21 protein-coding genes and 1 tRNA gene are annotated in these 22,950 nt (G+C 63.4%); 19 read left to right on the forward strand and 3 right to left on the reverse strand.

Translation table 11 applies throughout. The features are described from left to right. The first annotated feature begins 5 nt into the window (after positions 1-5). From selA to PCO31110_RS11195, 3 genes are all read left to right on the forward strand, one after another. The gene (gene selA / locus PCO31110_RS11185; RefSeq protein WP_150690461.1) at positions 6-1,436 is read left to right on the forward strand and encodes an L-seryl-tRNA(Sec) selenium transferase; all 1,431 of its coding nucleotides are present in this window, start codon (positions 6-8) and stop codon (positions 1,434-1,436) included. Further along, positions 1,433-3,343 carry a selenocysteine-specific translation elongation factor gene (gene selB, locus PCO31110_RS11190; protein WP_150690462.1) on the forward strand — a complete coding sequence of 637 codons (1,911 nt, stop codon included), beginning with the start codon at positions 1,433-1,435 and terminating at the stop codon, positions 3,341-3,343. Before selA ends, selB begins: the two co-directional genes overlap by 4 nt. Before the next feature lie 91 nt (positions 3,344-3,434). Next, positions 3,435-3,530: transfer RNA gene (locus PCO31110_RS11195), tRNA-Sec, on the forward strand. A 251-nt stretch (positions 3,531-3,781) separates the two neighbouring features. Here PCO31110_RS11195 and PCO31110_RS11200 read toward each other — a convergent pair. After that, positions 3,782-4,294 (reverse strand): P-loop nucleotide/nucleoside kinase family protein, encoded by a 513-nt coding sequence (locus PCO31110_RS11200; protein WP_150690463.1) that lies wholly within the window; start codon positions 4,292-4,294, stop codon positions 3,782-3,784. Between the two features lie 25 nt (positions 4,295-4,319). Further along, positions 4,320-4,478, reverse strand: coding sequence for a hypothetical protein (locus PCO31110_RS25665; protein WP_174979523.1), 159 nt, complete (start codon positions 4,476-4,478; stop codon positions 4,320-4,322). A 367-nt stretch (positions 4,479-4,845) separates the two neighbouring features. Between PCO31110_RS25665 and PCO31110_RS11205 the strand changes: the two genes are divergently transcribed. The 8 genes from PCO31110_RS11205 to PCO31110_RS11240 all read left to right on the forward strand — a co-directional run bounded on the left by PCO31110_RS11205 (position 4,846) and on the right by PCO31110_RS11240 (position 14,284). Beyond that, a complete protein-coding gene (locus PCO31110_RS11205; RefSeq protein WP_150690464.1) occupies positions 4,846-5,538 on the forward strand; it encodes a GntR family transcriptional regulator in 693 nt (230 codons plus the stop codon). Positions 5,539-5,592: 54 nt separating this feature from the next. Further along, on the forward strand, positions 5,593-6,894 hold the full coding sequence (locus PCO31110_RS11210) for a dicarboxylate/amino acid:cation symporter (protein ID WP_217427282.1): 1,302 nt from the start codon (positions 5,593-5,595) through the stop codon (positions 6,892-6,894). After that, positions 6,891-7,982 carry a threonine aldolase family protein gene (locus PCO31110_RS11215; RefSeq protein ID WP_150690465.1) on the forward strand — a complete coding sequence of 364 codons (1,092 nt, stop codon included), beginning with the start codon at positions 6,891-6,893 and terminating at the stop codon, positions 7,980-7,982. Before PCO31110_RS11210 ends, PCO31110_RS11215 begins: the two co-directional genes overlap by 4 nt. 172 nt (positions 7,983-8,154) lie before the next feature. Next, the gene (gene ribA, locus PCO31110_RS11220; RefSeq protein WP_010806430.1) at positions 8,155-8,802 is read left to right on the forward strand and encodes a GTP cyclohydrolase II; all 648 of its coding nucleotides are present in this window, start codon (positions 8,155-8,157) and stop codon (positions 8,800-8,802) included. 505 nt (positions 8,803-9,307) lie between these two features. Beyond that, a complete protein-coding gene (locus PCO31110_RS11225; protein ID WP_150690466.1) occupies positions 9,308-9,655 on the forward strand; it encodes a hypothetical protein in 348 nt (115 codons plus the stop codon). Positions 9,656-9,973: 318 nt separating this feature from the next. After that, positions 9,974-12,727 carry a magnesium-translocating P-type ATPase gene (mgtA, locus tag PCO31110_RS11230; RefSeq protein ID WP_150690467.1) on the forward strand — a complete coding sequence of 918 codons (2,754 nt, stop codon included), beginning with the start codon at positions 9,974-9,976 and terminating at the stop codon, positions 12,725-12,727. 134 nt (positions 12,728-12,861) lie between these two features. Continuing rightward, positions 12,862-13,596, forward strand: a complete 735-nt coding sequence (locus PCO31110_RS11235) for a transporter (RefSeq protein ID WP_150690468.1) — start codon at positions 12,862-12,864, stop codon at positions 13,594-13,596. Between the two features lie 145 nt (positions 13,597-13,741). Beyond that, positions 13,742-14,284, forward strand: a complete 543-nt coding sequence (locus PCO31110_RS11240) for a MarR family winged helix-turn-helix transcriptional regulator (protein WP_010806434.1) — start codon at positions 13,742-13,744, stop codon at positions 14,282-14,284. A 24-nt stretch (positions 14,285-14,308) separates the two neighbouring features. Here the strand turns inward: PCO31110_RS11240 and PCO31110_RS11245 are convergent, their stop codons facing one another. Continuing rightward, a complete protein-coding gene (locus PCO31110_RS11245; protein WP_010806435.1) occupies positions 14,309-15,541 on the reverse strand; it encodes an IscS subfamily cysteine desulfurase in 1,233 nt (410 codons plus the stop codon). Positions 15,542-15,955: 414 nt separating this feature from the next. On the opposite strand from PCO31110_RS11245, the gene PCO31110_RS11250 reads away from it, so the two are divergent. From PCO31110_RS11250 to PCO31110_RS11285, 8 genes are all read left to right on the forward strand, one after another. After that, positions 15,956-16,474, forward strand: a complete 519-nt coding sequence (locus tag PCO31110_RS11250) for a flavin reductase family protein (RefSeq protein ID WP_010806436.1) — start codon at positions 15,956-15,958, stop codon at positions 16,472-16,474. A 26-nt stretch (positions 16,475-16,500) separates the two neighbouring features. Continuing rightward, complete coding sequence (locus PCO31110_RS11255; protein WP_010806437.1) at positions 16,501-17,982, forward strand: 4-hydroxyphenylacetate 3-hydroxylase family protein; 1,482 nt, start codon at positions 16,501-16,503, stop codon at positions 17,980-17,982. 65 nt (positions 17,983-18,047) lie between these two features. Beyond that, positions 18,048-18,428 (forward strand): cupin domain-containing protein, encoded by a 381-nt coding sequence (locus PCO31110_RS11260; RefSeq protein WP_010806438.1) that lies wholly within the window; start codon positions 18,048-18,050, stop codon positions 18,426-18,428. Between the two features lie 106 nt (positions 18,429-18,534). Continuing rightward, positions 18,535-19,776 (forward strand): ABC transporter substrate-binding protein, encoded by a 1,242-nt coding sequence (locus PCO31110_RS11265; protein WP_246189811.1) that lies wholly within the window; start codon positions 18,535-18,537, stop codon positions 19,774-19,776. A 35-nt stretch (positions 19,777-19,811) separates the two neighbouring features. Further along, on the forward strand, positions 19,812-20,501 hold the full coding sequence (locus PCO31110_RS11270) for a DUF2848 domain-containing protein (RefSeq protein ID WP_010806440.1): 690 nt from the start codon (positions 19,812-19,814) through the stop codon (positions 20,499-20,501). A 4-nt stretch (positions 20,502-20,505) separates the two neighbouring features. After that, positions 20,506-21,285, forward strand: coding sequence for an ABC transporter ATP-binding protein (locus PCO31110_RS11275; protein WP_150690730.1), 780 nt, complete (start codon positions 20,506-20,508; stop codon positions 21,283-21,285). Then, positions 21,282-22,037: an ABC transporter ATP-binding protein gene (locus tag PCO31110_RS11280; RefSeq protein WP_150690469.1), complete on the forward strand. Its 756-nt coding sequence runs from the start codon at positions 21,282-21,284 to the stop codon at positions 22,035-22,037. The genes PCO31110_RS11275 and PCO31110_RS11280 overlap by 4 nt, the downstream gene beginning before the upstream one ends. 66 nt (positions 22,038-22,103) lie before the next feature. Beyond that, positions 22,104-22,949 carry a branched-chain amino acid ABC transporter permease gene (locus tag PCO31110_RS11285; protein WP_370855827.1) on the forward strand — a complete coding sequence of 282 codons (846 nt, stop codon included), beginning with the start codon at positions 22,104-22,106 and terminating at the stop codon, positions 22,947-22,949. The last annotated feature ends 1 nt before the right edge of the window (position 22,950 follow it).

The following is a 22,950-nucleotide window of genomic DNA, read 5'->3' on the forward strand; positions in this document are numbered from 1 at the left end:
TGGGGATGGCCGAGCACGATCACGGGCTGGCGGGGGCGGCGGATCTGCCGTCGCTTGACCGGCTGCTGGGGATGCCGGAGTTTCAGGCCGCGCTGGCCGACTTTGGCCGCACACAAGTCACGGCTGCCTTGCGTCGTGATCTCGACGAATGCCGTGCGGCGGCGCTCACGGGCACGCTGACGCGTGACACGCTCACACCGGCTGCTTTCGGGGGGCGAGTGACGCACGCCCTGACCGAGCGCAACCGGGGGACGCTGCGTCCGGTCTTCAATCTCACGGGTACGGTGCTGCACACGAATCTCGGACGCGCGTTGCTGCCGGAGGCCGCCGTCGAGGCCGTCATGCAGGCGCTCACCGCCCCGGCCAACCTCGAATTCGATCTCGCTACTGGCGGACGCGGCGACCGCGACGATCTCGTCGCGCCCTTGCTGTGCGAGTTGACCGGCGGCGAGGCGGCAACTGTCGTGAACAACAACGCAGCGGCGGTGCTGCTGATGCTGGCGACGCTCGCCAAGCGTCGTGAGGTCGTCGTCTCGCGCGGCGAACTGGTGGAGATCGGCGGCGCGTTTCGCATCCCCGACATCATGACGCACGCGGGCGCGAAGCTCGTCGAGGTGGGCACGACCAATCGCACCCATGCCGCCGACTATCGCAATGCGATTGGCGACAAGACGGCGTTGCTGATGAAAGTGCATTGCAGCAACTACGAGGTTTCTGGCTTCACCAAGAGTGTCGACGTTGCCGAGGTCGTGCAGATTGCCCGGCCGCACGGTGTGCCGGTGGCGGTGGATCTCGGCAGCGGCACGCTCGCGCCGCTGGAGCGCTGGGGCCTGCCGCACGAGACGACCGTGCAGGAGACGATTGCGGCGGGCGCCGATCTCGTCACCTTTTCCGGCGACAAATTGCTGGGCGGGCCACAGGCGGGCATGATCGTCGGACGCAAGGACCTCATCGCCAAAATCAAGAAGCATCCGCTCAAGCGAGCACTGCGCGTCGGCAAACTGACGCTTGCTGCGCTCGAGCCGGTGCTGCGCCTGTATCGCGATCCGGATCATCTGACCGAGCGGCTCACCACGTTGCGGCTGCTCACGCGTACACGTGCCGACATGGCGGTGCAGGCGGAGCGTCTCGCTCCCGTTCTTGCGCAGTCGCTGGGCGATGCCTATACCGTCACCGCCGCGCCGATGGTGAGTCAGATCGGCAGTGGCGCGTTGCCCGTCGAGCAGCTTCCGAGTTATGGACTGGCGATTGCGCCTGCCGGTGGTGGCAAACGTGGCAGCGGTCGTGCGCTCGCCAAACTCGAAGCGGCGTTGCGCGCGCTGCCGTATCCGGTGATCGGCCGCATTGCCGATCAGACGTTATGGCTCGATCTGCGTTGTCTCGAAACGGAGGAAGAGGCGCGGCTCGCGCTGCAATTTGCGGAGCTTCGTGCATGATCGTGGGCACCGCAGGTCATATCGACCACGGCAAGACGAGTCTCGTTCGCGCGTTGACCGGTGTCGACACCGACCGGCTGAAGGAAGAAAAAGCGCGCGGCATTTCCATTGAATTGGGGTATGCCTACACACCGTTGCCGGATGGGGAGGTGTTGGGATTCATCGACGTTCCCGGACACGAGAAGTTGATTCACACGATGGCGGCCGGTGCGGTCGGCATCGACTTCGCGTTGCTGGTGATCGCGGCAGACGACGGCATCATGCCGCAGACGCGCGAGCATCTCGCCATTCTGACGATGTTGGGCGTGCGGCGTGGCATGGTGGCGCTGTCCAAGGCGGATCGTGTCGACGCGGTGCGTCTGGCGGCGGTGACGCAAGAGATCTCGCAATGGCTCGCGCACACCCCGCTGGCCCAGGCTGACGTGGTGCCTGTGTGCGCGACGACGCCGGGCGACGCTGGTGTGGCGCTGTTGCGCGAGTCGTTGACGCGTGCGGCGCAGGCGCTGAGCGAGTCCGGCAACGCATCGCGCCGCAACGACGCCGTGTTTCGACTGGCGGTGGACCGCGTCTTCACGCTGGCGGGCCAAGGCACGGTCGTGACCGGCACGGCGTTCGCCGGCACCGTGCACGTGGGGGACTCCCTCACGGTGATGCCGCAGGGACTGCCGGTGCGCGTACGCAGCATCCATGCACAGAACCGGCCGGTGGAAGCGGGCAAGGCAGGGCAGCGCTGTGCGTTGAATCTGGCGGGTGTCGAGCGTGACCAGCTCGGGCGCGGCGACTGGATCGTCGCTGCGGGATTGTCGGCGCCGTCGACGCATGTGGACGTCGAGCTGCATTGGCTGGAAGGCAGTGCGCCGCTCACGCAATGGTTTCCGCTGCACGTTCATTTAGGCACGGCGCATCGGCAGGCCCATACGGTGCTTCTCGAAGGCGACACGCTGGCGCCGGGGAGTACGATGCGCGTGCAGTTGGTCTTCGATACGCCTGTTTGCGCAATGCCGGGCGACCGCTTCATCGTGCGCAATCCGCAGGCGACGGCAACCGTTGGCGGCGGACGCGTGCTCGACCCGGCGGCGCCCGAACGAAAGCGTCGTTCGGCTGCGCGTCTGGCGTGGCTCGATGCCGTTGCGCGTTATCTCGATGATGACGGGCTCGATGCGCTTCTCGCGCAGTCGGCATTCGGACTGACGAGTGCGCAGGTGGTCGCGCTGACGGGGTTGCCTGCGGGGCAATGGCAGTGGCCGGCGAACGCCGTGGTGCTTCCCGAGGCGGAAGGGGGGGCACTGGCGTTTGCGCCGCAGGCGTGGGACATCGTTCGCAGCCGGGTGCTCGATGCGCTGCGCGACTATCACGCACGCGTGCCGGACGAGCCGGGTCTCGATGCTGCGCGTCTGGGCCGCATGACGTGGCCGTCGCTGGACACCTCGTGCTGGCGCATTGTGGTGCGCGCGATGTTGGCCGAAGGTGCGCTGGCGCGCACGGGTGCGTGGTTGCACCTGCCGGCGCACCGCGTCGAAATGACGGATGAGGAGAATGCGCTGGCCGAAGTGTTGCTGCAGTGCGTGGCGCGGGGGCACTTCGATCCGCCTTGGGTCCGGGATATGGGACGCGAGCTGAACGTGCCCGAAGAGCGGGTACGCTCGGTGTTGCGCAAGCTCGCGCGGCAGGCACGCGTGCATCAGATCGTTAAGGACCTGTTCTACGACGACGCGTGCATGCAGACGCTGGCGGGCATGATCGCCGGCGCGGACGGCAAGGTCGAAGCCGGCGTGTTTCGGGATGCGACGGGATTGGGGCGCAAGCGTGCGATTCAGATTCTGGAGTTCTTCGATCGTGCGGGATATACTCGCCGCGTTGGCAATTTTCATGTGCGGCGTCCCGGAGTGGTGTGGGGGGCGGCGTAAGTCAATGTTGGGGTGACGTTATCGTTAGGTCGCCTGCGCAATGCAGGAGCACTTCCCTCGTCATTGGGCAAGTGAAATTGTTTTGAATTAAGGAAGGCATCCGTATCCGGTGATGCGGCCGGGCTTCAAACCCGGTTGGGGGCGTCAGCCGCTCCCAGGTCGGTTCGACTCCGGCTGCTTTCCGCCAGAGATTCTTGTGTGGTCCAACAAAATGCCCGTCGACGCCTTACGGCCGTCAACGGGCATTTTGCTATGACGAGGGCGATTGCTCAGAGGGGCCTTCGCCGATTCAGGTTCGGCGCGTACAGCATGCGGGAATTTGAGAACAGGAATGAGTGCGTCACAGACATAAACGACACAAACAACATGGCCGACATGGCGAGCGCGGCGTTCGGGAAACCGGCCTTGCTCAGTGGCGGCACATAGGGCGAGGCTAGGTTAGCCTTGTCGGTCCCGCGGCAGATGACGAAGGATCGTGGCGACAGCCTGCTTCACCGACAGGCCGGCAGTGTCGATGACGAGAGGCTCGGTATCCCAAGCATCGTATTGACGTTCGAGCACGCTTTCCCATGTCGGCAGGTTGTGGCCGGGAATATCGGCACGTCGGCCCTCGACCCTGGCGCGGTGCATGGCTGCATCGGAGCAAATCAGCGCGACCTCGACGATAGGCACACCGGTTTCGCGCGCCACACGTCGCCAGGCACTGCGCGTCACCTGCAAGGCATTGACCGAATCCGCGACGACGGTCTGCCCAAGGCGCAAATTGTCTTTCGCCACGGCATACCCGGCGAGATAGCCGGCAGGCCCCACATCGGCACCGCAGCTTCCAGACGCGATAAATGCCTGCTCCAACGTATCGATACGCAGATAGACTGCGGCCATCTCGCGAGCGAGGGCTTGCGCCACGGTTGTTTTTCCGGCACCTGGCAGTCCGGCGAAGGCGATCAACATTTGCGAGGTTCTCACTAAGGTGCGATCACGCCGTCGCGCCGTTCGATGTTGTCAGCGCGGCCACGCCGAATCGGAAGCCCCGGCTGGCGCTGGCCGTCGAGATGTAGACGGTCGTTGGTCCGGGAATCGCGACGAGCACGGCGACGGTCGCCAGAAAGTGCGGCAGAAGATTGAAATTGATCATTCCGATGGTTTTCTGCGAAGTATCGGCAATACGGCGGAGAACGGAGGAGGGTGAGTCTGTCGCTCGTGCACCCATACGGGCCATAGCGTCGTGCGCATCGTAACACTGCTTTCACTGACAGCTTTCCTGCGTCGCGGCCGCCTTCGCCCGATCCTCAACGCTCGACGGGGTATGACAACGGGGCGTTGAGCGAAGCGATTCAACTTCACGATCGCACATCTTCCCGGCGCCTGGCGTGATCCCTTGCCGTACGCTTCCCCCCTGCCTCGCTGGCAGGGGGAAGCGGGGCTATCGTTTACCCGAAAATCCCACTGTTCAACAGATTTTCACGTTGACCGGCCAATTGTTTTTTGCTGGTATACCAGTCATGAGCCAGACACAACATACTCCCGCCCTGAGCGATTCGGCCTATAACGCCATTCGCGCCCTGATCGTCTCCGGTGAAATTCGCGCGGGCGAAGCGCTCTCCGAGCGTGCCCTGTCGGAGCGCTTCGGCGTGAGCCGCACGCCCGTGCGCGAGGCGATTCGCGCGCTCGCCAACGACGGCCTGCTGGAGATCGTGCCGATGCGCGGCACCTTCGTGCGGCAGTTGTCGGTGCGGGACCTGAGCGAGATTCACGAAGTCCGGCTCGCGCTCGAAGGCATGGCCGCGTGGCTCGCGGCGCAAAAGGGCGTGACGCCGGCGCTCCAGGAAGTCGCCGTTCGCTTGCGTGCACTGGATGCGCAGGGCGAGCAGGGCTTGCCTCTTGACGTCGACATCACGCAGCGCGTGGGCTGGCAGTTTCACGAGGCGATGTTTGCCGCGGCCGACAACGTGCGGCTCACCGAGACCTATCACGCGTTGCGCACCCAGAATGGTCTGGCGCTGCAACGCATCCCGCATTACGACGCCGAGCGCACGCGCGCCGCAGTTCGCGAACACCTCGCGATCTTCGATGCCATCGCCGCCGGGCGTCCCGAGGCGGCCCAGCGTCATGTCTGGGATCACCTCACGCACGCCATGCAAGCGCGCCTGCAGGCGCTCGTTCCTCCCACCGTGCCGCCCGGTACTCAGCGCTGATCGCCTCTGACAAGCGAAAACCGCGTCGCCACGCAATTTCCGGAGATTGTTGTCATGTCGTCACGTTCCGCCAGCAAGAAACGTCTCATCCCGTTGCCCGTCCAGATGCTCATCGGTCTGGCGCTCGGCATCGGCTGCGGTATGTTCGCCCCGGCGCTTGCCACGAAGCTCATGCCCTTGGGCACGGCCTTCGTACAGGCCGTGAAGATGATCGTCGTGCCACTCGTTTTCACCGCGATCACGCTGGGCATCTATCAGATGGGGCACAACGCCCGCGCGCTCGGAAGGGTCTCGGCCATCAGCCTCATCTACTTCTTCATCGCCACGCTGGTCTCGATCGTGATCGGACTGGGCCTGAACGCGATCTTCCATCCGGGACTCGGGGCGAATCTCGCGGCGGCACATGCGTCGGCCAAGCCGATTGCCGCCTCGGTCGACTGGACCAAATTCTTCCTGGAGATGATCCCGTCGAACATCTTCGCGGCGATGAGCGGCAGCAACCTGTTGCCGGTGCTGGTCTTCGCGGTGCTGCTCGGTCTGGCGCTCTCCACCATCGGTGAGCGTGCCAAGCCGCTCGTGGGGGTGCTCGATGCCCTCATGGGGGCCGTGTTCAAGCTGACGGACTGGATCATCTCGCTCTCGCCGCTCGCGATCTTCGCCATCATCTCCTGGCTGTTCGCAACGCAGGGTATCGGCACGATTCTCGCCCTCGTCAAACTCGTGGGCACGATGTACCTCGGCCTCGGCGTGCTGCTGGTGCTGTTCTGGATTCTGCTCAAGGCCATCGGCGAAAAGCCGCTGGAGACAACGCGCGCCATCGGTGAGCCGGTGATTCTCGCTTTCGCCACGCGCTCATCGGAAGCCACGCTGCCATTGCATATGGAGAAGCTCATCGCCATGGGGGTGCCCAAGGCCATCGCGTCGGTCGTGCTGCCGCTCGGTTACGCGTTCAACCGCGACGGCTCGATCATGTACTTCGCACTGGCCGTCGGTTTTCTGGCCGATGCGTATCACGTGCCGCTCGACATGCCGACGCTGCTCTCCATCGTGCTCGTCACCACGCTCGCCAGCAAAGGCAGCGCAAACGTGCCGTCTGGCGGGCTGGTGGCCATTGCAATGGTGCTCACGACCATCGGCGTGCCCATCGAAGCGCTCGCGATCATTGCCGGTGTCGATGCCTTCCTCGACATGGGCCGTACTGCCATCAACGTTTTCAGCAACACCGTGGCCGTCAAGCTCGTCATGAAGCTGGCCGGCATTGCCTACGAGTCGCCCGAGGCTGTGCAGGTGGCGCTTGCTGCCGAGGCCTCGTCCGCGAGCACCGGCAGCCATGCCCACGCTCAGGAGTTCGCATGACCTCAGGTAACACGGGGCGCTTTGTCGATCTGCGAAGCGATACCGTCACCCGTCCCACGGCACTGATGTGGGAAGCAATGCAGGCCGCGTCGCTGGGTGACGACACCCTCGAGGGCGACCCCACGGTACGCGCACTCGAACATCTCGCGGCGGTCATGACCGGGAAAGAGGAGGCGATGTTCGTCGTCTCCGGCACGATGGGCAACCTGATCGCCTCGCTGTGTCATGCCACACGCGGTGGCGAGGCCGTGGTCGACGCACAGTCGCACATGGCAAAGTCGGAGGCGGGCGGCATGTCGCGGCTCGCGCATCTGTATCCGGTGCTTATCCCGTCGGTGCGCGGCGAGATGGATCTCGATCAACTGGCCGGGGCGTTGCGTCCCGGCTTTTCGCGTTACGGGCAGCCCACGGCGATGGTCGGTGTGGAGTCGACCCATAACCATTCCGGCGGCTACGTGCCGTCGCTGGGGTATTTAGCCGACGTGCACGCGCTGGCGTCGCGTGCGCGGGTGCCGGTGCACATGGACGGTGCCCGCGTGTTCAACGCGGCCGCCGCGCTGGGCGTCGACGTCGGCCAGATCACCACCCATTGCGACAGTCTGACGTTCTGCCTGTCAAAGGGACTCTCCGCGCCGATGGGCGCCATGCTCGCCGGTTCGCACGCGATGATCGAACAGGCGCGCACATTCCGGCGCATGACGGGCGGCGGCTTGCGTCAGGCGGGCATTATGGCTGCGGCGGGCAAGGTGGCGCTGGAGACGATGATCACGCGCCTGTCCGACGACAATCGGCGCGCGCAACGCTTGTGGGCAGGACTCGCACAGATCGATCCTCAACTGGTGGACGCCGTGCCGTCGAAAAGCAATATCGTGCGGTTGCGTGTGGCGGAGCAGCGAGAATGCAATCCCAGCGCGTGGGAGGCGGCGCTCGCGGAGTGCGGCATTCTGGCGCGCGCGAGCGGCACTTCCATGCTGCGGCTGGTCACGCACCGTCATATCGGCGACGACGACATCGATGACGCCATCGCCGCCATTGCATCGATTCGCGATAGGTTGGTGGCGAACGCCTCACCGTTTGGCGCTGTTTGATTTCGTCCGAAGGAACGCACCGGGGGCCGAAGCCGCCGATTCGGCAGCGACTTGCAACAGTGTGTTGCACGCCGCTGCCGGCCGAAAATCGGAAATGGCGGTACACTCCGAGCACACGCCACCGCTGTCTGGTGGCACGCGACTCTCCATTTCGGCCCGTTTGAACGTCATCATGAAGTCCCCTGGTAATGCCTCTGCCACGCCCGCGTGCGACGCTGGCGAATGCGTCGAGCTTGTCGCTACCGCGACCCTGCCGACCCGCTATGGCACTTTCACCTCCCACGCATTCCGCGTCAAAGGCAGCAACAACGAGCATCTCGCGCTGGTCATGGGGGATGTGTCGACCGATGCGCCTACGCTGGTGCGTCTGCATTCGGAATGCCTGACGGGGGATGTCTTCGGTTCCTACCGCTGCGATTGCGGCGAACAACTCGACGCGGGTATGCGCAAGATCGCCGAAGCCGGCTGCGGCGTCATGCTGTATCTGCGAGGCCATGAAGGACGCGGCATCGGCCTGAGCAACAAGATTCGCGCGTATCTGCTGCAGGAGCAGGGCCGCGATACCGTTGAAGCGAACCTTGATCTGGGGTTGCCCGACGACGCTCGCGAATACGACTCCGCAGCCGCGATCCTGCGCATTCTGGGCGTGCGCTCGGTGCGTCTCATGAGTAACAATCCGAAGAAGTTCGATACGCTCACGAAGCACGGCATCCCGGTCTGCGAACGCGTGGCGCTCGACATTCCGATGCGCGAGGAAAACGAACGTTACATCCGCACCAAGCAGGTGAAGTTCGGGCACTACTTCGAAGAGAACGAATAAGGGCTGGCCGGCGAGTTCGGCCGGTGGCGCGCCGCCCCGCATTCATGCTCACAGAAATGCCGTTCGGCAGGCGCGCAAGCCCGGTCCTGTGGCTTTGGGCGGCGGTAAAGCGCCTCAATCGATAGGTAAATTCCCAACTAGGTTGCGGCGCAGCATTTTACGCTTGACGCTCCAATTTGGCCTCAGTTACCATCCGCCCTGTCTTCAATTTAAGGGGTTGTCCGTGAATTCCGATGCCAGTAGTAGTCGACCGTTGATCGACTGATTGCCTGAGGATCCACAGCCTTCCCTGTGCCGCGTCCTCATGCAGGATGCGGTGTCTAGCGCCGATAATCGCTCTTCCTGAGCGTCACCTCTTCGGCGCGATTCCCGCAGAAATTCCACTGTTGTGCCCGTGATGGGTGTTGTCGTCTTGCGCATGCCTCTGGCATCGAGACGGCACGCGCACGCGCCGACTGCCCTTGCCGCGTGCGGTAGGGGCGAATCGCAGCCATGCGAGGAAGTCATGCGAGTTTTTCAAACGTTTCAGGCTTCTCAAAGCCAATCGACGCGCACCACGCCGGTGTCGCGCCTGACCATCGTCTGCCTGGCCGAAGCCCTGGGGGCATTGCGCAAGCAGATGTTCGTCGATCTCACCGCGCTCGGGCTTCGCGCGACGCACGTCAGCATTACGCGCTGGAACGACCGCGACGAAGCGTCTGCCACCGTCACGCTCGATTGTCCGCTCGCCTCGCGTGCGTCGCTCACGTCGCTCGTCATGCGCCTGTCCGGCGAGCGTAGCGTGCGTCGCGTGGTCTGGTCCGATGACGGCACCCGTCGCGTGCCCGCCGATGCCATGCCCGCGCACGCATAGCGCGACACCGCCGATCGATGCGTCATTTCTTTGCCGCGCAGCGCGATAGCGTCTGCCGGTATGCCGAATAGCAAAACATAAGGAGTCCGATATGGAAGACGGAAGTAGCCGAATGAGGCCCGTCGGAACCGCGCGCCTGTCGCACGGACTTCCGGCGGGCGCTCCGATGCCAGATCCAAGAATTTTCGTTACTACCGACCGCGCGCCGCGCGGCGCGGCTGGGTGCGTTTGCGCGTTTTTCCGGAGACATGACATCCGGTAGCGCTTGACGAGACCGGCCGGCCGCCATGCCAGCGTAAGCCGTGCCAGGAAATCGTCATGAACAAGAACCTTCGCTCGCGCCATAAACAGCGCGGCTTTGTCGAACACTCGACAACCTCCGACCTGCCGCTCTCGGGCCCCGACGCCGTCGCCCGGCTGGCGACCGAACCACTGCAGGACGTCTTTCACACACTCGGCACCGACGAGAGCGGTCTCACGCTCGAGGATGTCGGCCAGCGCCAGACCCGCTTTGGCCCCAACGAGATCGCGCACGACAAGCCGCCCCACTGGACGGTGCAGTTGTTCAGTGCCTTCAAGAACCCGTTTGTCATGGTGCTGCTCGCGCTCGCCATCGTCAGCTTCTTCACCGACGTCTACTTCGCCGACCCGGACGACAAGGAGTACACGGGCATCATCATCCTGTTGACGATGGTGACGATCAGCGGCCTGCTGCGCTTTTTCTCCGAGTTCCGTTCGTTGCGCGCGGCAGAGAAGCTCAAGGCGATGGTGCGCACCACGGCGTCCGTTCGCCGCCGTGTCACCGTCTCGGGTGAGTCGGAACGTCACGAAGTCGCCATGCGTGAGCTGGTCGTGGGTGACATCGTGACGTTGCAGGCGGGCGACATGATTCCGGCCGACCTGCGTCTGATGGAATCTCGCGACCTGTTCATCAGTCAGGCGGTGCTCACCGGCGAGGCGTTGCCCGTCGAGAAGTACGACACGCTGGGCGCCGTTGCGCAAAAGTCGGCAGAGACGACCGGCGGGCAGGGCAATGCCAGCCTGCTCGACCTGTCGAACGTCTGCTTCATGGGCACCAACGTGGTGAGCGGTACCGCCACCGGTGTTGTCGTTGCAACGGCGGGCGACACCTATTTCGGTGCGCTTGCGAAGAACGTCGTGAGCCACAAGCGAGTCGAGACGAGCTTCGACCGTGGCGTGAACAGCGTGAGCTGGTTGCTCATCCGCTTCATGTTGGTGATGGTGCCGGTCGTCTTCATGATCAACGGACTGACCAAGGGCGACTGGGTGAGCGCCCTGACGTTCGCGCTTGCGGTGGCCGTCGGCCTGACGCCGGAAATGTTGCCCATGATCGTGAGCGCCAATCTGGCGCGCGGTGCAATGGCAATGGCGCGCCGCAAGGTGGTGGTCAAGCGTCTGAACTCCGTTCAGAACTTCGGCGCCATGGACGTGCTCTGTACCGACAAGACCGGCACGCTCACGCAAGACCGCATCATTCTCGAGCGGCATCTCGACGTGACGGGCGACGAGCAGGAGGACGTGTTGCGCCTTGGCTGGCTCAACAGCTATCACCAGAGCGGACAGCGCAATCTGATCGACGTGGCGATCATCCGTCGCGCCAACGAGATCGGTGACGCCGTGCGACCGCGCACGTTCGCCAAAATCGACGAGTTGCCGTTCGACTTCGTGCGCCGGCGTTTGTCGGTCGTGGTCGCCAACGACCGTGGCGAGCACCTGATGGTGACCAAGGGCGCCGTCGAAGAAATGTTGTCCGTCTCCACGCACGTGAAGACCCCGGCGGGCGTGCGCGCGCTCGACGACACGGCCCGCGCCATGCTGCTGGCCCGTGCCGAGGCTTACAACGAAGAGGGCTTCCGTGTCCTTGTTGTCGCGACGCGCGACATTCCGGCGGGCGAGACCAAGACGCAATACAAGACGACTGACGAAGCGGGCCTGACGGTCTGCGGTTTCCTGACCTTCCTCGATCCGCCCAAGGATTCGGCCGCGCCCGCCATTGCCGCACTGCGCGAGCACGGCGTGACGGTCAAGGTGCTCACTGGCGACAACCCCATCGTCACGATGAATGTGTGCCGTCAGGTGGGCATTGAGCCGGGTACCCCGTTGCTGGGATCGGACATCGAGCCGATGGACGACGCCAGGCTACGTGAGATCGTCGGGCACACCACGGTGTTCGCGAAACTCGCACCGCTGCACAAGGCGCGCGTGGTCAAGGCATTGCAGGCGAACGGCCACACCGTGGGGTTCCTGGGTGACGGCATCAACGACGCCCCCGCATTGCGCGATGCAGACGTTGGCATCTCGGTGGACACCGGTGCCGACATCGCCAAGGAGACCGCTGACATCATCCTGCTCGAAAAGAGCCTGATGGTGCTGGAAGAGGGCGTGATCAAGGGACGGGAGACGTTCGGCAACATTCTGAAGTACCTGAACATGACGGCCAGCTCGAACTTCGGCAACGTGTTCTCGGTGCTGGTGGCCAGCGCGTTTCTGCCATGGCAGCCGATGCTCGCGATGCAACTGCTGGTGCAGAACCTCGTGTACGACATCTCGCAGATGTTCCTGCCGTGGGATCGCATGGACCCCGAGTTCCTCAAAAAGCCGCGCAAGTGGGATGCCGGCAATATCCGGCGCTTCATGTTGTGGCTCGGGCCGACCTCTTCAGTGTTCGACATCACGACTTACGTGCTGATGTGGACGGTCTTCGGTGCGGGCGCGCTGTATCACGCCCAGGGTGGCGACGCGGGGCAGGTCATCATGAACTCCGGCTGGTTTGTCGAAGGCCTGGTGTCGCAGACGCTTGTGGTGCACTTGCTGCGCACCCAGAAGATCCCATTCCTGCAAAGCACGCCGGCGCTGCCGATCATGCTGTCGACGTCGGTGGCCATCGCGATCGCCTGCTGGTTGCCGTACTCGCCGTTTGCCGAGGCACTGGGCTTCGTCGCACTGCCGGGCTCGTACTTCTACTGGCTCGTGGCGACCATGCTCGGTTACATCGCGCTGGCTCAGATGGTGAAGACGATCTACATCCGCCGCTTTGGCCGCTGGTTCTGATCGAGCCTCGACCCGGCGCACCACTCACATTGAAATGACGCGACCCTCCCGCCCCTTTGGGCGGGGGGCGGGCGACCCACATGCAAGCACCGCGCAGCGCGCGGTGCGACATAGGCTTAACAAGAGAACGAATCATGAAGAAGCAACTGATGTATCTGGCGCTGTTTTGCCCGCTCAGCGCTTTCGCCGCCCACCCGCTGGTCACCGACGACACCGGCACGCAGGGCGACGGCAACTGGCAATTCGAGACGAATAGCGAAGTCACGTCGAAGCAACCGGACATCGGGCACCAGAGCCTTTGGAACAGCACGCTAACGCGCGGCGTGGGCGAGGCGATCGACCTCTACGTCAACGTCCCCTACACGACCATCCAGAATCGCTCCGATACTGCGGGCAGCGGCATTGGCGATGTGGAGACGGGCGCCAAGTGGCGCATGTACGACGACGGGGCTTTCAGTGTCGGCCTCAAACCCTACCTGACGTTTCCGTCGGGCAACGATCGGCGCGGGCTCGGCACTGGCCGGGTGAATGCCGGTGCGACGTTGCTCACCCAGTATGCGATCGGTGACTGGACATTCTTGTTCAACGCCGGGGCAACCTATGAGCCGAACCGACAGTCGCAACGTCAGGCATTGTGGAAGGTCTCTGGGGCGGTGATGTACCGTGTGTTGCCGTCAACGCAACTGATCTTCGATGTCGGCACGTCGCAAAACCCCGACTTCGCACAGCGGACCCATCCGGCGTTCATGATTCTCGGCGCGATCTACAGCCCGAAGCCTTGGCTGGATCTCGACGTCGGCTACCGGCGCGGGCTCAATCCCCAGACCTATAGAGACTCCTGGATGGGCGGGATGACCGTCCGCTGGTAAAGACGCCGGCCGGCCAGGCGCGTTGGGCCGGGGCGCGGCAGGGCGGGGCATCGAACCTCGCTCGCCAGGACGCAGATAACTTTGCAGTATAATTTTTTTTCAAAGTGATTGTCCTGGCGCGCCGCGCCGCTTACCGAACGCTTCCATGCCAAAATTGCCGGCCCAGAAGGCCCTTACCGTCACCAATCCAGCCTGTCTCATCGACGGTTCCGACGCCGAATTCCGTCATCTGATCAATGGGTTGCTGCCATTCGCCGCACGGCTGTTGTCGGTGCGCGATGGTTTTGGCAGCCTGATCGGTCTGACGGGTATTCAATACTCGCTGCTCCAGTCAGTGGTGCATCTCTCGTCGCAGGGGGATGTCACCGTCAATCAATTGGCCGAGCACTTGCACCTGTCGGGTGCGTTCGTGACCATCGAGACGAACAAGCTCAAGGCGCTCAAGCTGATCGACAAACGTCAGAATCCGGAAGACCGCCGCAAGATGAGCCTGACGGTCACGGCGGCCGGCGCAAAACTGCTCCACGAACTGACACCCTCTCAGCAGCGTATCAACGACGTGCTGTTCGAGGGCGTAACGCGTACCGAATTCAAAGTGCTGTGTGCCGTCGTCGACAGACTCGTGACCAACGGCGACCGTGCCACGCTGGATCTGAGCCACCTGCTGGCGACCCGCGACAAGCGCTGAACCCGGCGCGGCACCGGCGTTCCCTCAGTGAGCCGCCCACTGAATCGAGTTCAGATCGACACCGTCCTGATACATATCCCATAGCGGACTCATTGCGCGCAGCTTGCCGACGGTGCCGCGCACCTGTTCGATCACGCTGTCGACTTCCGCCTCGGTCGAGAAGCGCCCCAACGTGAATCGGATCGAGCTGTGTGCGAGTTCATCGCTGCGCCCGAGCGCGCGCAGCACGAACGACGGTTCGAGCGACGCCGATGTGCACGCCGAGCCTGACGACACCGCTACGCCCTTGATCCCCATGATGAGCGACTCGCCTTCCACGAAGTTGAAGCTCACGTTCAGATTGTGTGGCACGCGGTGGGTCATGTCGCCGTTGATATACACCTCGTCCATCGTCTGAAGGCCCGCGAGCAGGCGGTCGCGCAGCGTGCCGACGCGTGCGGCTTCCGACGCCAGTTCGAGCTTCGCCAGCCGGAACGCCTCGCCCATCCCCACAATCTGATGCGTCGGCAACGTGCCCGAGCGCATGCCGCGCTCGTGGCCGCCGCCGTGAATCTGCGCTTCGATACGAATGCGGGGCTTGCGGCGCACATATAGGGCGCCGATGCCCTTCGGGCCATAGAGCTTGTGGGCCGTGACCGTCATCAGATCGACCTTGAGCGTTTGCAGATCGATCGGGATCTTGCCTGCGGCTTGCACGGCGTCGCAGTGAAACACGATGCCGCGCTCACGGCACAGTTCGCCGATCTCCGCGATCGGCTGAATCACGCCGATTTCATTGTTCACCATCATCACCGACACCAGGATGGTGTCCGGGCGCATGGCGCTGCGCACCGTATCGACCGTAATCAGGCCGTCTTCCTGCACGTCGAGATAAGTGACCTCGAACCCTTGCCGTTCCAGATCGCGCATGGTGTCGAGCACGGCCTTGTGCTCGGTCTTCACGGTAATCAGGTGCTTGCCCTTGCCGCTGTAGAAATTCGCCGCGCCTTTGATGGCGAGGTTGTTGCCTTCGGTCGCACCAGATGTCCAGACGATCTCGCGCGAATCGGCACCCAGCAGCGCGGCAACGTGTTCGCGGGCCGTCTCCACGGCCTCTTCGGCCGTCCAGCCGTAGCTATGACTGCGCGAAGCGGGATTGCCGAAATTGACGTTCAGGTACGGAACCATTGTCTCGACCACGCGCGGATCGACCGGGGTCGTTGCGCTGTAGTCCATGTAGATGGGGGCTTCGAAAAGCGACGGCGTAGTAGACGGCATAGGGAACTCCGAATCGTCCGGTGGACATCTTGAATTGCGGCCGAGTGTAGCACCGCATCTCTCACGAATCGCACTCTCCCACATTGAAAAAAGGGTTTCATGCGACCCCTTTCACATGCCGTACGGCTCGGGTCGGCGAGATAAGTTGTACGCAATCAGGTTGTGTCTTGTGCAATGCGATCCCCATGAAACCCCATAACCAGTAAGGGTTTTGCCCGCTTAGGGTGCGGCGATGCACCAGCGAAAAGCATATGCACTTTCTTCGCGCTCAGGGTTTACCTTGCTTGATTAGCTATTTTTGTTAACGTTCAATAATCACTAACAAACAAAGCTAAATGCGAAAGACGGTTTGCTGGGTGAGACGACGGGAAGCGCGTCGTTTCGCAGCGAGGCCGCTTTGAGAAGGAGGTAATCATGAACGACGCATCGACCGCAGTACAGGCTTCGGAAGACGAGGGGCGACAGTTCCGTCGCACGCTCGCCATGTTTGCCACAGGCGTGGCCGTGATCACGGCGCCCCGCGACGACGGGCCGCCCATCGGTATCACTGTGGCGTCGTTCAACTCGGTCTCGCTTGCGCCGCCGCTGGTGCTGTTCTCTGTCGACCGGCGCTGTCTGAGCCTCGACGACCTATGCACGGCTGCGCGCTACACGGTGAACGTGCTCGACGAGAGCCAGCGCGACACCTCCAACCGTTTCGCGACTGCCCGGGGTAACAAGTGGGACGGCGTGAGCTTCGAGGGCGAGGGCATTGGCCGGTTGCCGGGTGCGCTGGCCGCCATCGAATGCGAGCCGTATGCGCAACACGACGGTGGCGATCACGTGATCTTTGTCGGACGGGTTGTGCGCCACGCGGCGCGCCACGACGGCCGGCCGCTCATTTTCTTCGGCGGGCAGTACCGCTCGCTCGACACCACGCCGGTCGCGGCGTGAGTTCCCCAGGGTTTCAGGAGAGAGTCATGGTAAAGAACGGTAGTCAACATATCGGCCAACTGCGCGACGGACGTGAGGTGTATATCGACGGCAAGGCCGTCGGTGACGTGACCACCCATCCGGCGTTCCGCAACTCCATTCGCAGCTACGCGAGTCTGTACGACTTTCAGGCGCGTCCCGAGAACCTCGAGGCAATGACCTTCGCGTCGCCGGACACGGGCGATCGGGTCTCGCGCATCTGGCAGTTGCCCACGAGCTACGACGAACTGGTGCAGCGCCGCGAGATGCTCGAAGCGTGGAGCGAGTTGCATTACGGCTTCATGGGGCGCTCGCCGGATCACGTGGCCTCGTGCATTTCCGGCATGGTGATGGGTATCGACGTTTTCGAACAATACGACGCCGGGCGCGCGGGGGCGCTGCGCGACTACTACAAATACGCTCGCGACAACGATCTGTTCCTGACGTATGTGATCGTCAACCCGCAGGCCAATCAGTCGAAAGCTGCGCACGAGCAAGAGGACAAGTACCTCGCGGTCGGCATTGTGGATCAGGACCACGAGGGCATTACGGTGCGGGGGGCGAAGATGCTCGCCACCAGCGGCATCATGGCCAATGAGGTCTTCTGCAGTTGCATCCAGCCGCTCAAGGCGGGCGACGAGATGTACGCACTGTCGTTTGCGATCCCCATGAATACCAAGGGCTTGCGCGTCCTGTCGCGCAAGTCATACGAGGGCAGCGCCACGTCGGTGTTCGATAACCCGCTCGCGTCGCGCTTCGACGAGAACGACGCCGTGCTGTATTTCGACGACGTGAAGGTGCCGTGGGAGCGCATCTTCGTCGCTGGCGACACGGCCATGTGCGCGAAGCAGTTCCACGCTACGCCTGCCCACAGCTATCAGAACTATCAGTGTCAGGTTCGACTGATGGTCAAGCTGCGCTTCCTCGTGGGCATCGCATTGCGCATTACCGAGGTGAACGGCACCAATGCCTTCCCTCAGGTACGCGAGACGCTCGGACAACTGGCGGCCGAAGCCGCGATGGTCGAGGCGTGGGTGCACGGCATGGAGGCGAAGGGTCATATGGAGAAGGGTTACTACGTGCCGGACCGCAACCTGCTCTACGGCTCGCAAGTGCTCACCCAACAGCTCTACGGCAAGGTACTCGGCACGCTTCGCGAACTGGCGGGCGGCGGCATGATCATGCTGCCGTCGAGCATCCACGACTTCGAAAACCCGATGCTCGCCAGCATTATCGAGAAGACCCAGAAGTCGCCGGTGGCCGACGCCGAAGCGCGCGTGAAGTTCTTCAAGCTCGCCTGGGACGCCGTGGGCTCCGAATTCGCCTCGCGCCATAACCAGTACGAGATGTTCTACGCCGGTGCGACCTTCGTGACCAAGGGCCATGCCTATCGCACGTACGACTGGCAGAAGGCCACGCGTCTGGTCGACAACCTGCTCGGCACCTATGCGCTCTCGGACGAGATCGTCCGGCAGCCGGTCGCGGCCTGAGCTGCACTGCATTCCCACGACAACCGCATTACGACGGTATTACCCGCCACAGACAAGGAGTTCCCATGGCGATCAACAAGTTGCATGACGAGTTTCACTCCATCGATATGAAAGAAGGATGGGAGGTGCCTCCCGGCTATCCCCCGGGCATCGAACAGAAGATTCTCGCGGGCTCGCTCGACGAGCCGAACCGCGCGGGCAGCCGCACGCGCTTGCTGCGCTTCGCACCGGGCATCTACACCACGGCCCCGTTCGTGCATACCTACTGGGAGGAGGTCTATCTCGTCTCGGGCGATCTGACGGTCGGCAACGACGCACAGGGCGAGGGCGGTGAAGCGTTTGCGCCGAACACCTATGCGTGCCGCCCGCCGGGCGCGTTCCATGGCCCCTTCAAGTCGAACGGCGGCTGCCTGCTTCTCGAAATTCACTACTACGACCCGGCCTGACACGTTCAAGGCAGGGCATTGGGCGCGGCGAACGTGAGGGCGTTGCCGCGCCGCCGGGAGACGGTTTCACCCACACCACACCTCTACAGGCTATCGGGAAAACATCATGTTTACGTTTTGCGCAAGTCGTACCACGTCAATGGCTGCCCTGGTGCTCGCCGCCGCCTTCGCCGTGCCGTTCGCCGCACAGGCCCAGCCCGGCAAGATGAGCGACGGGGTCGTGAAGATCGGCGTGCTCACCGACATGTCGTCGATCTTCTCCGACATCGGCGGCAAGGGCTCGGTGATTGCCGCGCAAATGGCCGTCGACGACTTTGGCGGCAAGGTCAACGGCGTGCCGATCAAAGTGATTTCGGCCGATCATCAGAACAAGACCGACGTGGCGGCGACCATCGCCCGCGATTGGTTCGACAACCAGCAGGTCGACGTGGTCGAGGATTTGCTGCCGTCGTCCGTGGCGCTGGCGGTGGCCAACGTCGCCAAGGCCAAACGCCGTATCGCCATCGTGACGGGCGCGGGCACCACACGGCTCGTCAACGAAGACTGTTCGCCGTACACGGTGCAGTACTCGTACGACACCTATTCGTTCGCGTCGAACACGGTCAAGGCGATGACGCGCAGCGGCGATAACAGCTGGTATTTCCTCACCGTCGACTACGCGCTGGGCGCGTCGCTGGAGAAGGATGCCACCGAAGCGCTGCAACACGTGAACGGCAAGGTCGTGGGCCGCGCGAAGCATCCGCTCAATTCGGCGGACCTGTCGTCCTATCTGCTGCAAGCGCAGGCGTCGCGCGCCAAGGTGATTGCGCTGGCCAATGCAGGTGCGGACACCGTGAATGCGATCAAGACGGCGCGCGAGTTCGGCATCACCGCCCCCGGCAAACAGAAGATTGCCGGTCTGCACATGTTCATCAGCGACATTCACAGCCTCGGACTCGAAGCGGCGCAGGGCATGACGTTGACCACCGCTTTCTATTGGGACCGAGACGACGCCTCGCGCACCTGGGCCCAGCGCTTTTTCGCGAAGACCGGCAAGATGCCGACGCTCGTGCACGCTGGCACCTATTCGTCTGTCATGCACTACCTGCAAGCCGTGCAGCGCACCGGCACCGACGAGGCCGACACGGTCATGGCGTCGATGAAACAGGCACCCATCAACGACTTCTTCGCCAAAGGCGGTCAGATTCGCCCCGATGGCCTGATGGTGCACGACATGTATCTCGTGGAAGTGAAGTCGCCCAAGGAATCGAAGAAGCCCTGGGATTACTACAAGGTGCTGCAGACGATCCCCGCCAACGAGGCGTTTCGTCCGCTCGCCCAGAGCCAGTGCGCGCTCGTGAAGAAGTGATCCCAGGAAGTCAGGCCATGACCGGAGTTGGCAAGATGAATCTCATGCATTTCGTTGTACAGACGGCAGACGGTATCGTCGAGCGCGATGTCGCCATCAAACAGCTTGTGATTGCGGGCTGGACGGGGCGGGATGTCGAAGCGATGGAGCATCACATCCGTGAATTGGAGGTGCTGGGCGTGAAGCGCCCGGCGGCCACGCCGATGTTCTACCGGGTATCGAGCGACCGGCTCACGACGCAGGCCCACATCGAGGCGAGCGGACGCGCAAGCAGCGGCGAGGTCGAGTTTCTGCTCGTACGCAGCGGGGGAGAAACGTATGTCGGTGTAGCGTCGGACCACACGGACCGCGAGGTGGAAACCTACGGGGTGACCGTCTCGAAGCAGATGTGCGAGAAGCCCTGCGCGGCGATGCTGTGGCGGCTGGCCGACATCGAGCCGCATTGGGACAGGCTCATGCTGCGCAGCTACGCCAACATCAACGGCGAAAAGGTGCTGTACCAGCAGGGGCCGGTCACGGCGATGCGCTCGCCGCAGGATCTGCTCGCGCGCTTCGCCGAGGCAGGCGGGCGCTTCGAAGACGGCACCGCCATGCTGTGCGGCACGCTGGCGGCCATCGGCGGTATTCGTTCGGCCGAGCGTTTCGATTTCGAGCTGGAAGACCCCGTGCTCGAACGTCGATTGCAACATGGTTACGGTATTACCCCGCTACCGGTGGTGGGGTAAGCGCATGCATCACGACGACATCATTCTCGAAACCCGCCAGCTCACCAAGGCGTTTCGTGGCTTCACTGCGGTGGACGGCGTGGATCTGAAGGTCAGGCGCGGGGCGATTCACGCGCTCATTGGCCCGAACGGTGCGGGCAAGACAACGTGCTTCAACCTCCTGACCAAGTTCCTGACACCGACGTCGGGCCAGATTTTCTATCGCGGCGAGGACATCACCCGTCTCGCCCCGGCGGCGGTGGCGCGGCGCGGCATGATCCGCTCGTTCCAGATCTCGGCGGTGTTCGGACATTTGTCCGTTATCGAGAACGTGCGCGTGGCGTTGCAACGCGCCACGGGCCAGTCCTATCACTTCTGGCGCAGCACGCGCGGGCTGGGCGACCTGGATACGCGTGCGATGGCGTTGCTCGATGAGGTAGGCATTGCCGCCTATGCGCACGAGTTGACCGTATCGTTGCCCTACGGACGCAAACGGGCGCTGGAAATCGCCACGACGCTTGCCATGGAGCCGGACGTCATGCTGCTCGACGAGCCCACGCAAGGTATGGGACATGAGGATGTCGAGCGGGTGGCTGCGCTCATCCGGCAAGTCGCGGCCGGGCGTACGGTGCTGATGGTCGAGCACAACATGAAAGTGGTGTCGGGCATCGCCGACACGATCACCGTATTGCAGCGCGGCGAGATTCTGGCCGAAGGCGACTACGCCACCGTCACGGCCGATGCTCGGGTGCGTGAAGCCTACATGGGGTCGGCGGATGCCACGCTGGAAGGAGCGCACGCATGAAAGCCTACGAATCGTCGCTCGTCGCGGCCAGCGTTCCGGCGCTGGCGGTGACCGGCCTGCAAGCGTGGTACGGCGAATCGCACATCCTGCATGGCGTCGATCTGGTGGCGGGGCAGGGCGAGGTCGTCAGCCTGTTGGGACGAAACGGCGCGGGCCGCAGCACGACGTTGCGCGCCATTCTCGGGCTCACGGATACGCGTGCCGGTTCGGTGCGCGTTTTCGGACGCGAGACCATCGGCCTGCCGACGCGCAAGATCGCACGATGTGGCGTGGGCTTCTGTCCGGAGGAGCGGGGCATCTTCGCCAGTCTGTCGTGCGAGGAAAACCTGCTGCTGCCGCCGGTGCTGGCGACGCGCGGCGCCGCACCGGGGCAGGCCGGCATGTCGCTCGACGAGATCTACGCGATGTTTCCGAACCTGGCGGAGCGCCGGCACAGTCCGGGCACGCGACTCTCGGGCGGAGAGCAGCAGATGCTGGCCATCGCGCGCATTCTGCGCACGGGGGTCCGGCTGTTGCTGCTTGACGAGATCTCCGAAGGGTTGGCGCCCGCCATCGTGCGCACACTCGCCCGCATGATCGAGACGCTCAAATCGCGCGGCTACACCATCGTGCTTGTCGAACAGAACTTCCACTTTGCCGCGCCGCTTGCCGAGCGCTTCTATGTCATGGAGCACGGCCGCATCGCGCTGCAATTCGACGCCGACCGGTTGTCCGCCCATACACAGGCGCTGCAAACGCTGCTCAACGTGTAACCCGCTCAGAAGGTCATTGCCGTGATTCCTTTCGATATTCCTCTGCCGGCGTTGCTCAGCCAATTGATGCTCGGGCTGGTCAACGGGTGCTTCTACGCCGTGCTGAGTCTTGGCCTGTCGGTCATCTTCGGCTTGCTCAATGTCATCAACTTCGCGCACGGGGCGCTGTTCATGATCGGCGCGCTCGTGGCCTGGATGGGCGGCCAGTATCTCGGGCTGAACTACTGGGCGATGTTGATGATCGCGCCGTTGGCCGCCGGGTTGCTCGGTGCGGTCATCGAACGCGGGCTGCTCTCGCGCATTTATAAGCTCGATCATCTGTACGGTCTGCTGCTCACGCTTGGCCTCACGCTCATCATCGAGGGGCTTGGCCGGTCGGCGTACGGCGTGTCGGGCATGTCGTTCGAGGGGCCGGCGCTGCTCGCCGGCGCGACGCGTCTGCCGTTCATGGTGTTGCCGAATTACCGCGCGTGGGTGGTTGCGGCGTCGCTCGCCGCTTGTGCGCTCACGTGGTTCGTCATCGAGCGTACCCGCATCGGGGCCCTGCTCAGAGCCGGTACCGAGAATGCGCGGCTCGTCGAGACCTTCGGCGTGAACGTGCCGCTCATGGTCACGCTTACCTATGCCTTCGGTGCCGCGCTGGCGGCATTCGCGGGGGTGCTGGCCGCCCCCATCATGCAAGTCTCACCGATCATGGGGCAGCCGATGATCGTGACGGTCTTCGCCATTGTGGTGATTGGCGGCATGGGGTCGATTGCCGGATCGGTCGTCACGGGGCTCGCGCTCGGGGTGCTGGAGGGACTGACCAAACTTTGGTACCCGGAGGCTTCGGCCACGGTCGTGTTCGTGATCATGGCGCTCGTGCTGCTCGTGCGTCCGCATGGTCTGTTCGGTGGTTATGCCTACAAATGAG

The organism is Pandoraea communis (genome assembly GCF_902459745.1).
Taxonomy (GTDB): Bacteria; Pseudomonadota; Gammaproteobacteria; order Burkholderiales; family Burkholderiaceae; genus Pandoraea; species Pandoraea communis.

Coding starts and splice junctions, on each gene's coding strand:
- PCO31110_RS11250 (WP_010806436.1), top strand. CDS start 15,956: ATGAACGACGCATCGACCGCAGTACAGGCTTCGGAAGACGAGGGGCGA.
- PCO31110_RS11270 (WP_010806440.1), top strand. CDS start 19,812: ATGAATCTCATGCATTTCGTTGTACAGACGGCAGACGGTATCGTCGAG.
- PCO31110_RS11215 (WP_150690465.1), top strand. CDS start 6,891: ATGACCTCAGGTAACACGGGGCGCTTTGTCGATCTGCGAAGCGATACC.
- PCO31110_RS11240 (WP_010806434.1), top strand. CDS start 13,742: ATGCCAAAATTGCCGGCCCAGAAGGCCCTTACCGTCACCAATCCAGCC.
- PCO31110_RS11235 (WP_150690468.1), top strand. CDS start 12,862: ATGAAGAAGCAACTGATGTATCTGGCGCTGTTTTGCCCGCTCAGCGCT.
- PCO31110_RS11205 (WP_150690464.1), top strand. CDS start 4,846: ATGAGCCAGACACAACATACTCCCGCCCTGAGCGATTCGGCCTATAAC.
- PCO31110_RS11225 (WP_150690466.1), top strand. CDS start 9,308: ATGCGAGTTTTTCAAACGTTTCAGGCTTCTCAAAGCCAATCGACGCGC.
- PCO31110_RS11245 (WP_010806435.1), bottom strand. CDS start 15,541: ATGCCGTCTACTACGCCGTCGCTTTTCGAAGCCCCCATCTACATGGAC.
- PCO31110_RS11280 (WP_150690469.1), top strand. CDS start 21,282: ATGAAAGCCTACGAATCGTCGCTCGTCGCGGCCAGCGTTCCGGCGCTG.
- PCO31110_RS25665 (WP_174979523.1), bottom strand. CDS start 4,478: ATGATCAATTTCAATCTTCTGCCGCACTTTCTGGCGACCGTCGCCGTG.
- selB (WP_150690462.1), top strand. CDS start 1,433: ATGATCGTGGGCACCGCAGGTCATATCGACCACGGCAAGACGAGTCTC.
- selA (WP_150690461.1), top strand. CDS start 6: ATGGCCGAGCACGATCACGGGCTGGCGGGGGCGGCGGATCTGCCGTCG.
- PCO31110_RS11210 (WP_217427282.1), top strand. CDS start 5,593: ATGTCGTCACGTTCCGCCAGCAAGAAACGTCTCATCCCGTTGCCCGTC.
- PCO31110_RS11265 (WP_246189811.1), top strand. CDS start 18,535: ATGTTTACGTTTTGCGCAAGTCGTACCACGTCAATGGCTGCCCTGGTG.
- PCO31110_RS11275 (WP_150690730.1), top strand. CDS start 20,506: ATGCATCACGACGACATCATTCTCGAAACCCGCCAGCTCACCAAGGCG.
- ribA (WP_010806430.1), top strand. CDS start 8,155: ATGAAGTCCCCTGGTAATGCCTCTGCCACGCCCGCGTGCGACGCTGGC.
- PCO31110_RS11200 (WP_150690463.1), bottom strand. CDS start 4,294: ATGTTGATCGCCTTCGCCGGACTGCCAGGTGCCGGAAAAACAACCGTG.
- PCO31110_RS11285 (WP_370855827.1), top strand. CDS start 22,104: ATGCTCGGGCTGGTCAACGGGTGCTTCTACGCCGTGCTGAGTCTTGGC.
- mgtA (WP_150690467.1), top strand. CDS start 9,974: ATGAACAAGAACCTTCGCTCGCGCCATAAACAGCGCGGCTTTGTCGAA.
- PCO31110_RS11260 (WP_010806438.1), top strand. CDS start 18,048: ATGGCGATCAACAAGTTGCATGACGAGTTTCACTCCATCGATATGAAA.
- PCO31110_RS11255 (WP_010806437.1), top strand. CDS start 16,501: ATGGTAAAGAACGGTAGTCAACATATCGGCCAACTGCGCGACGGACGT.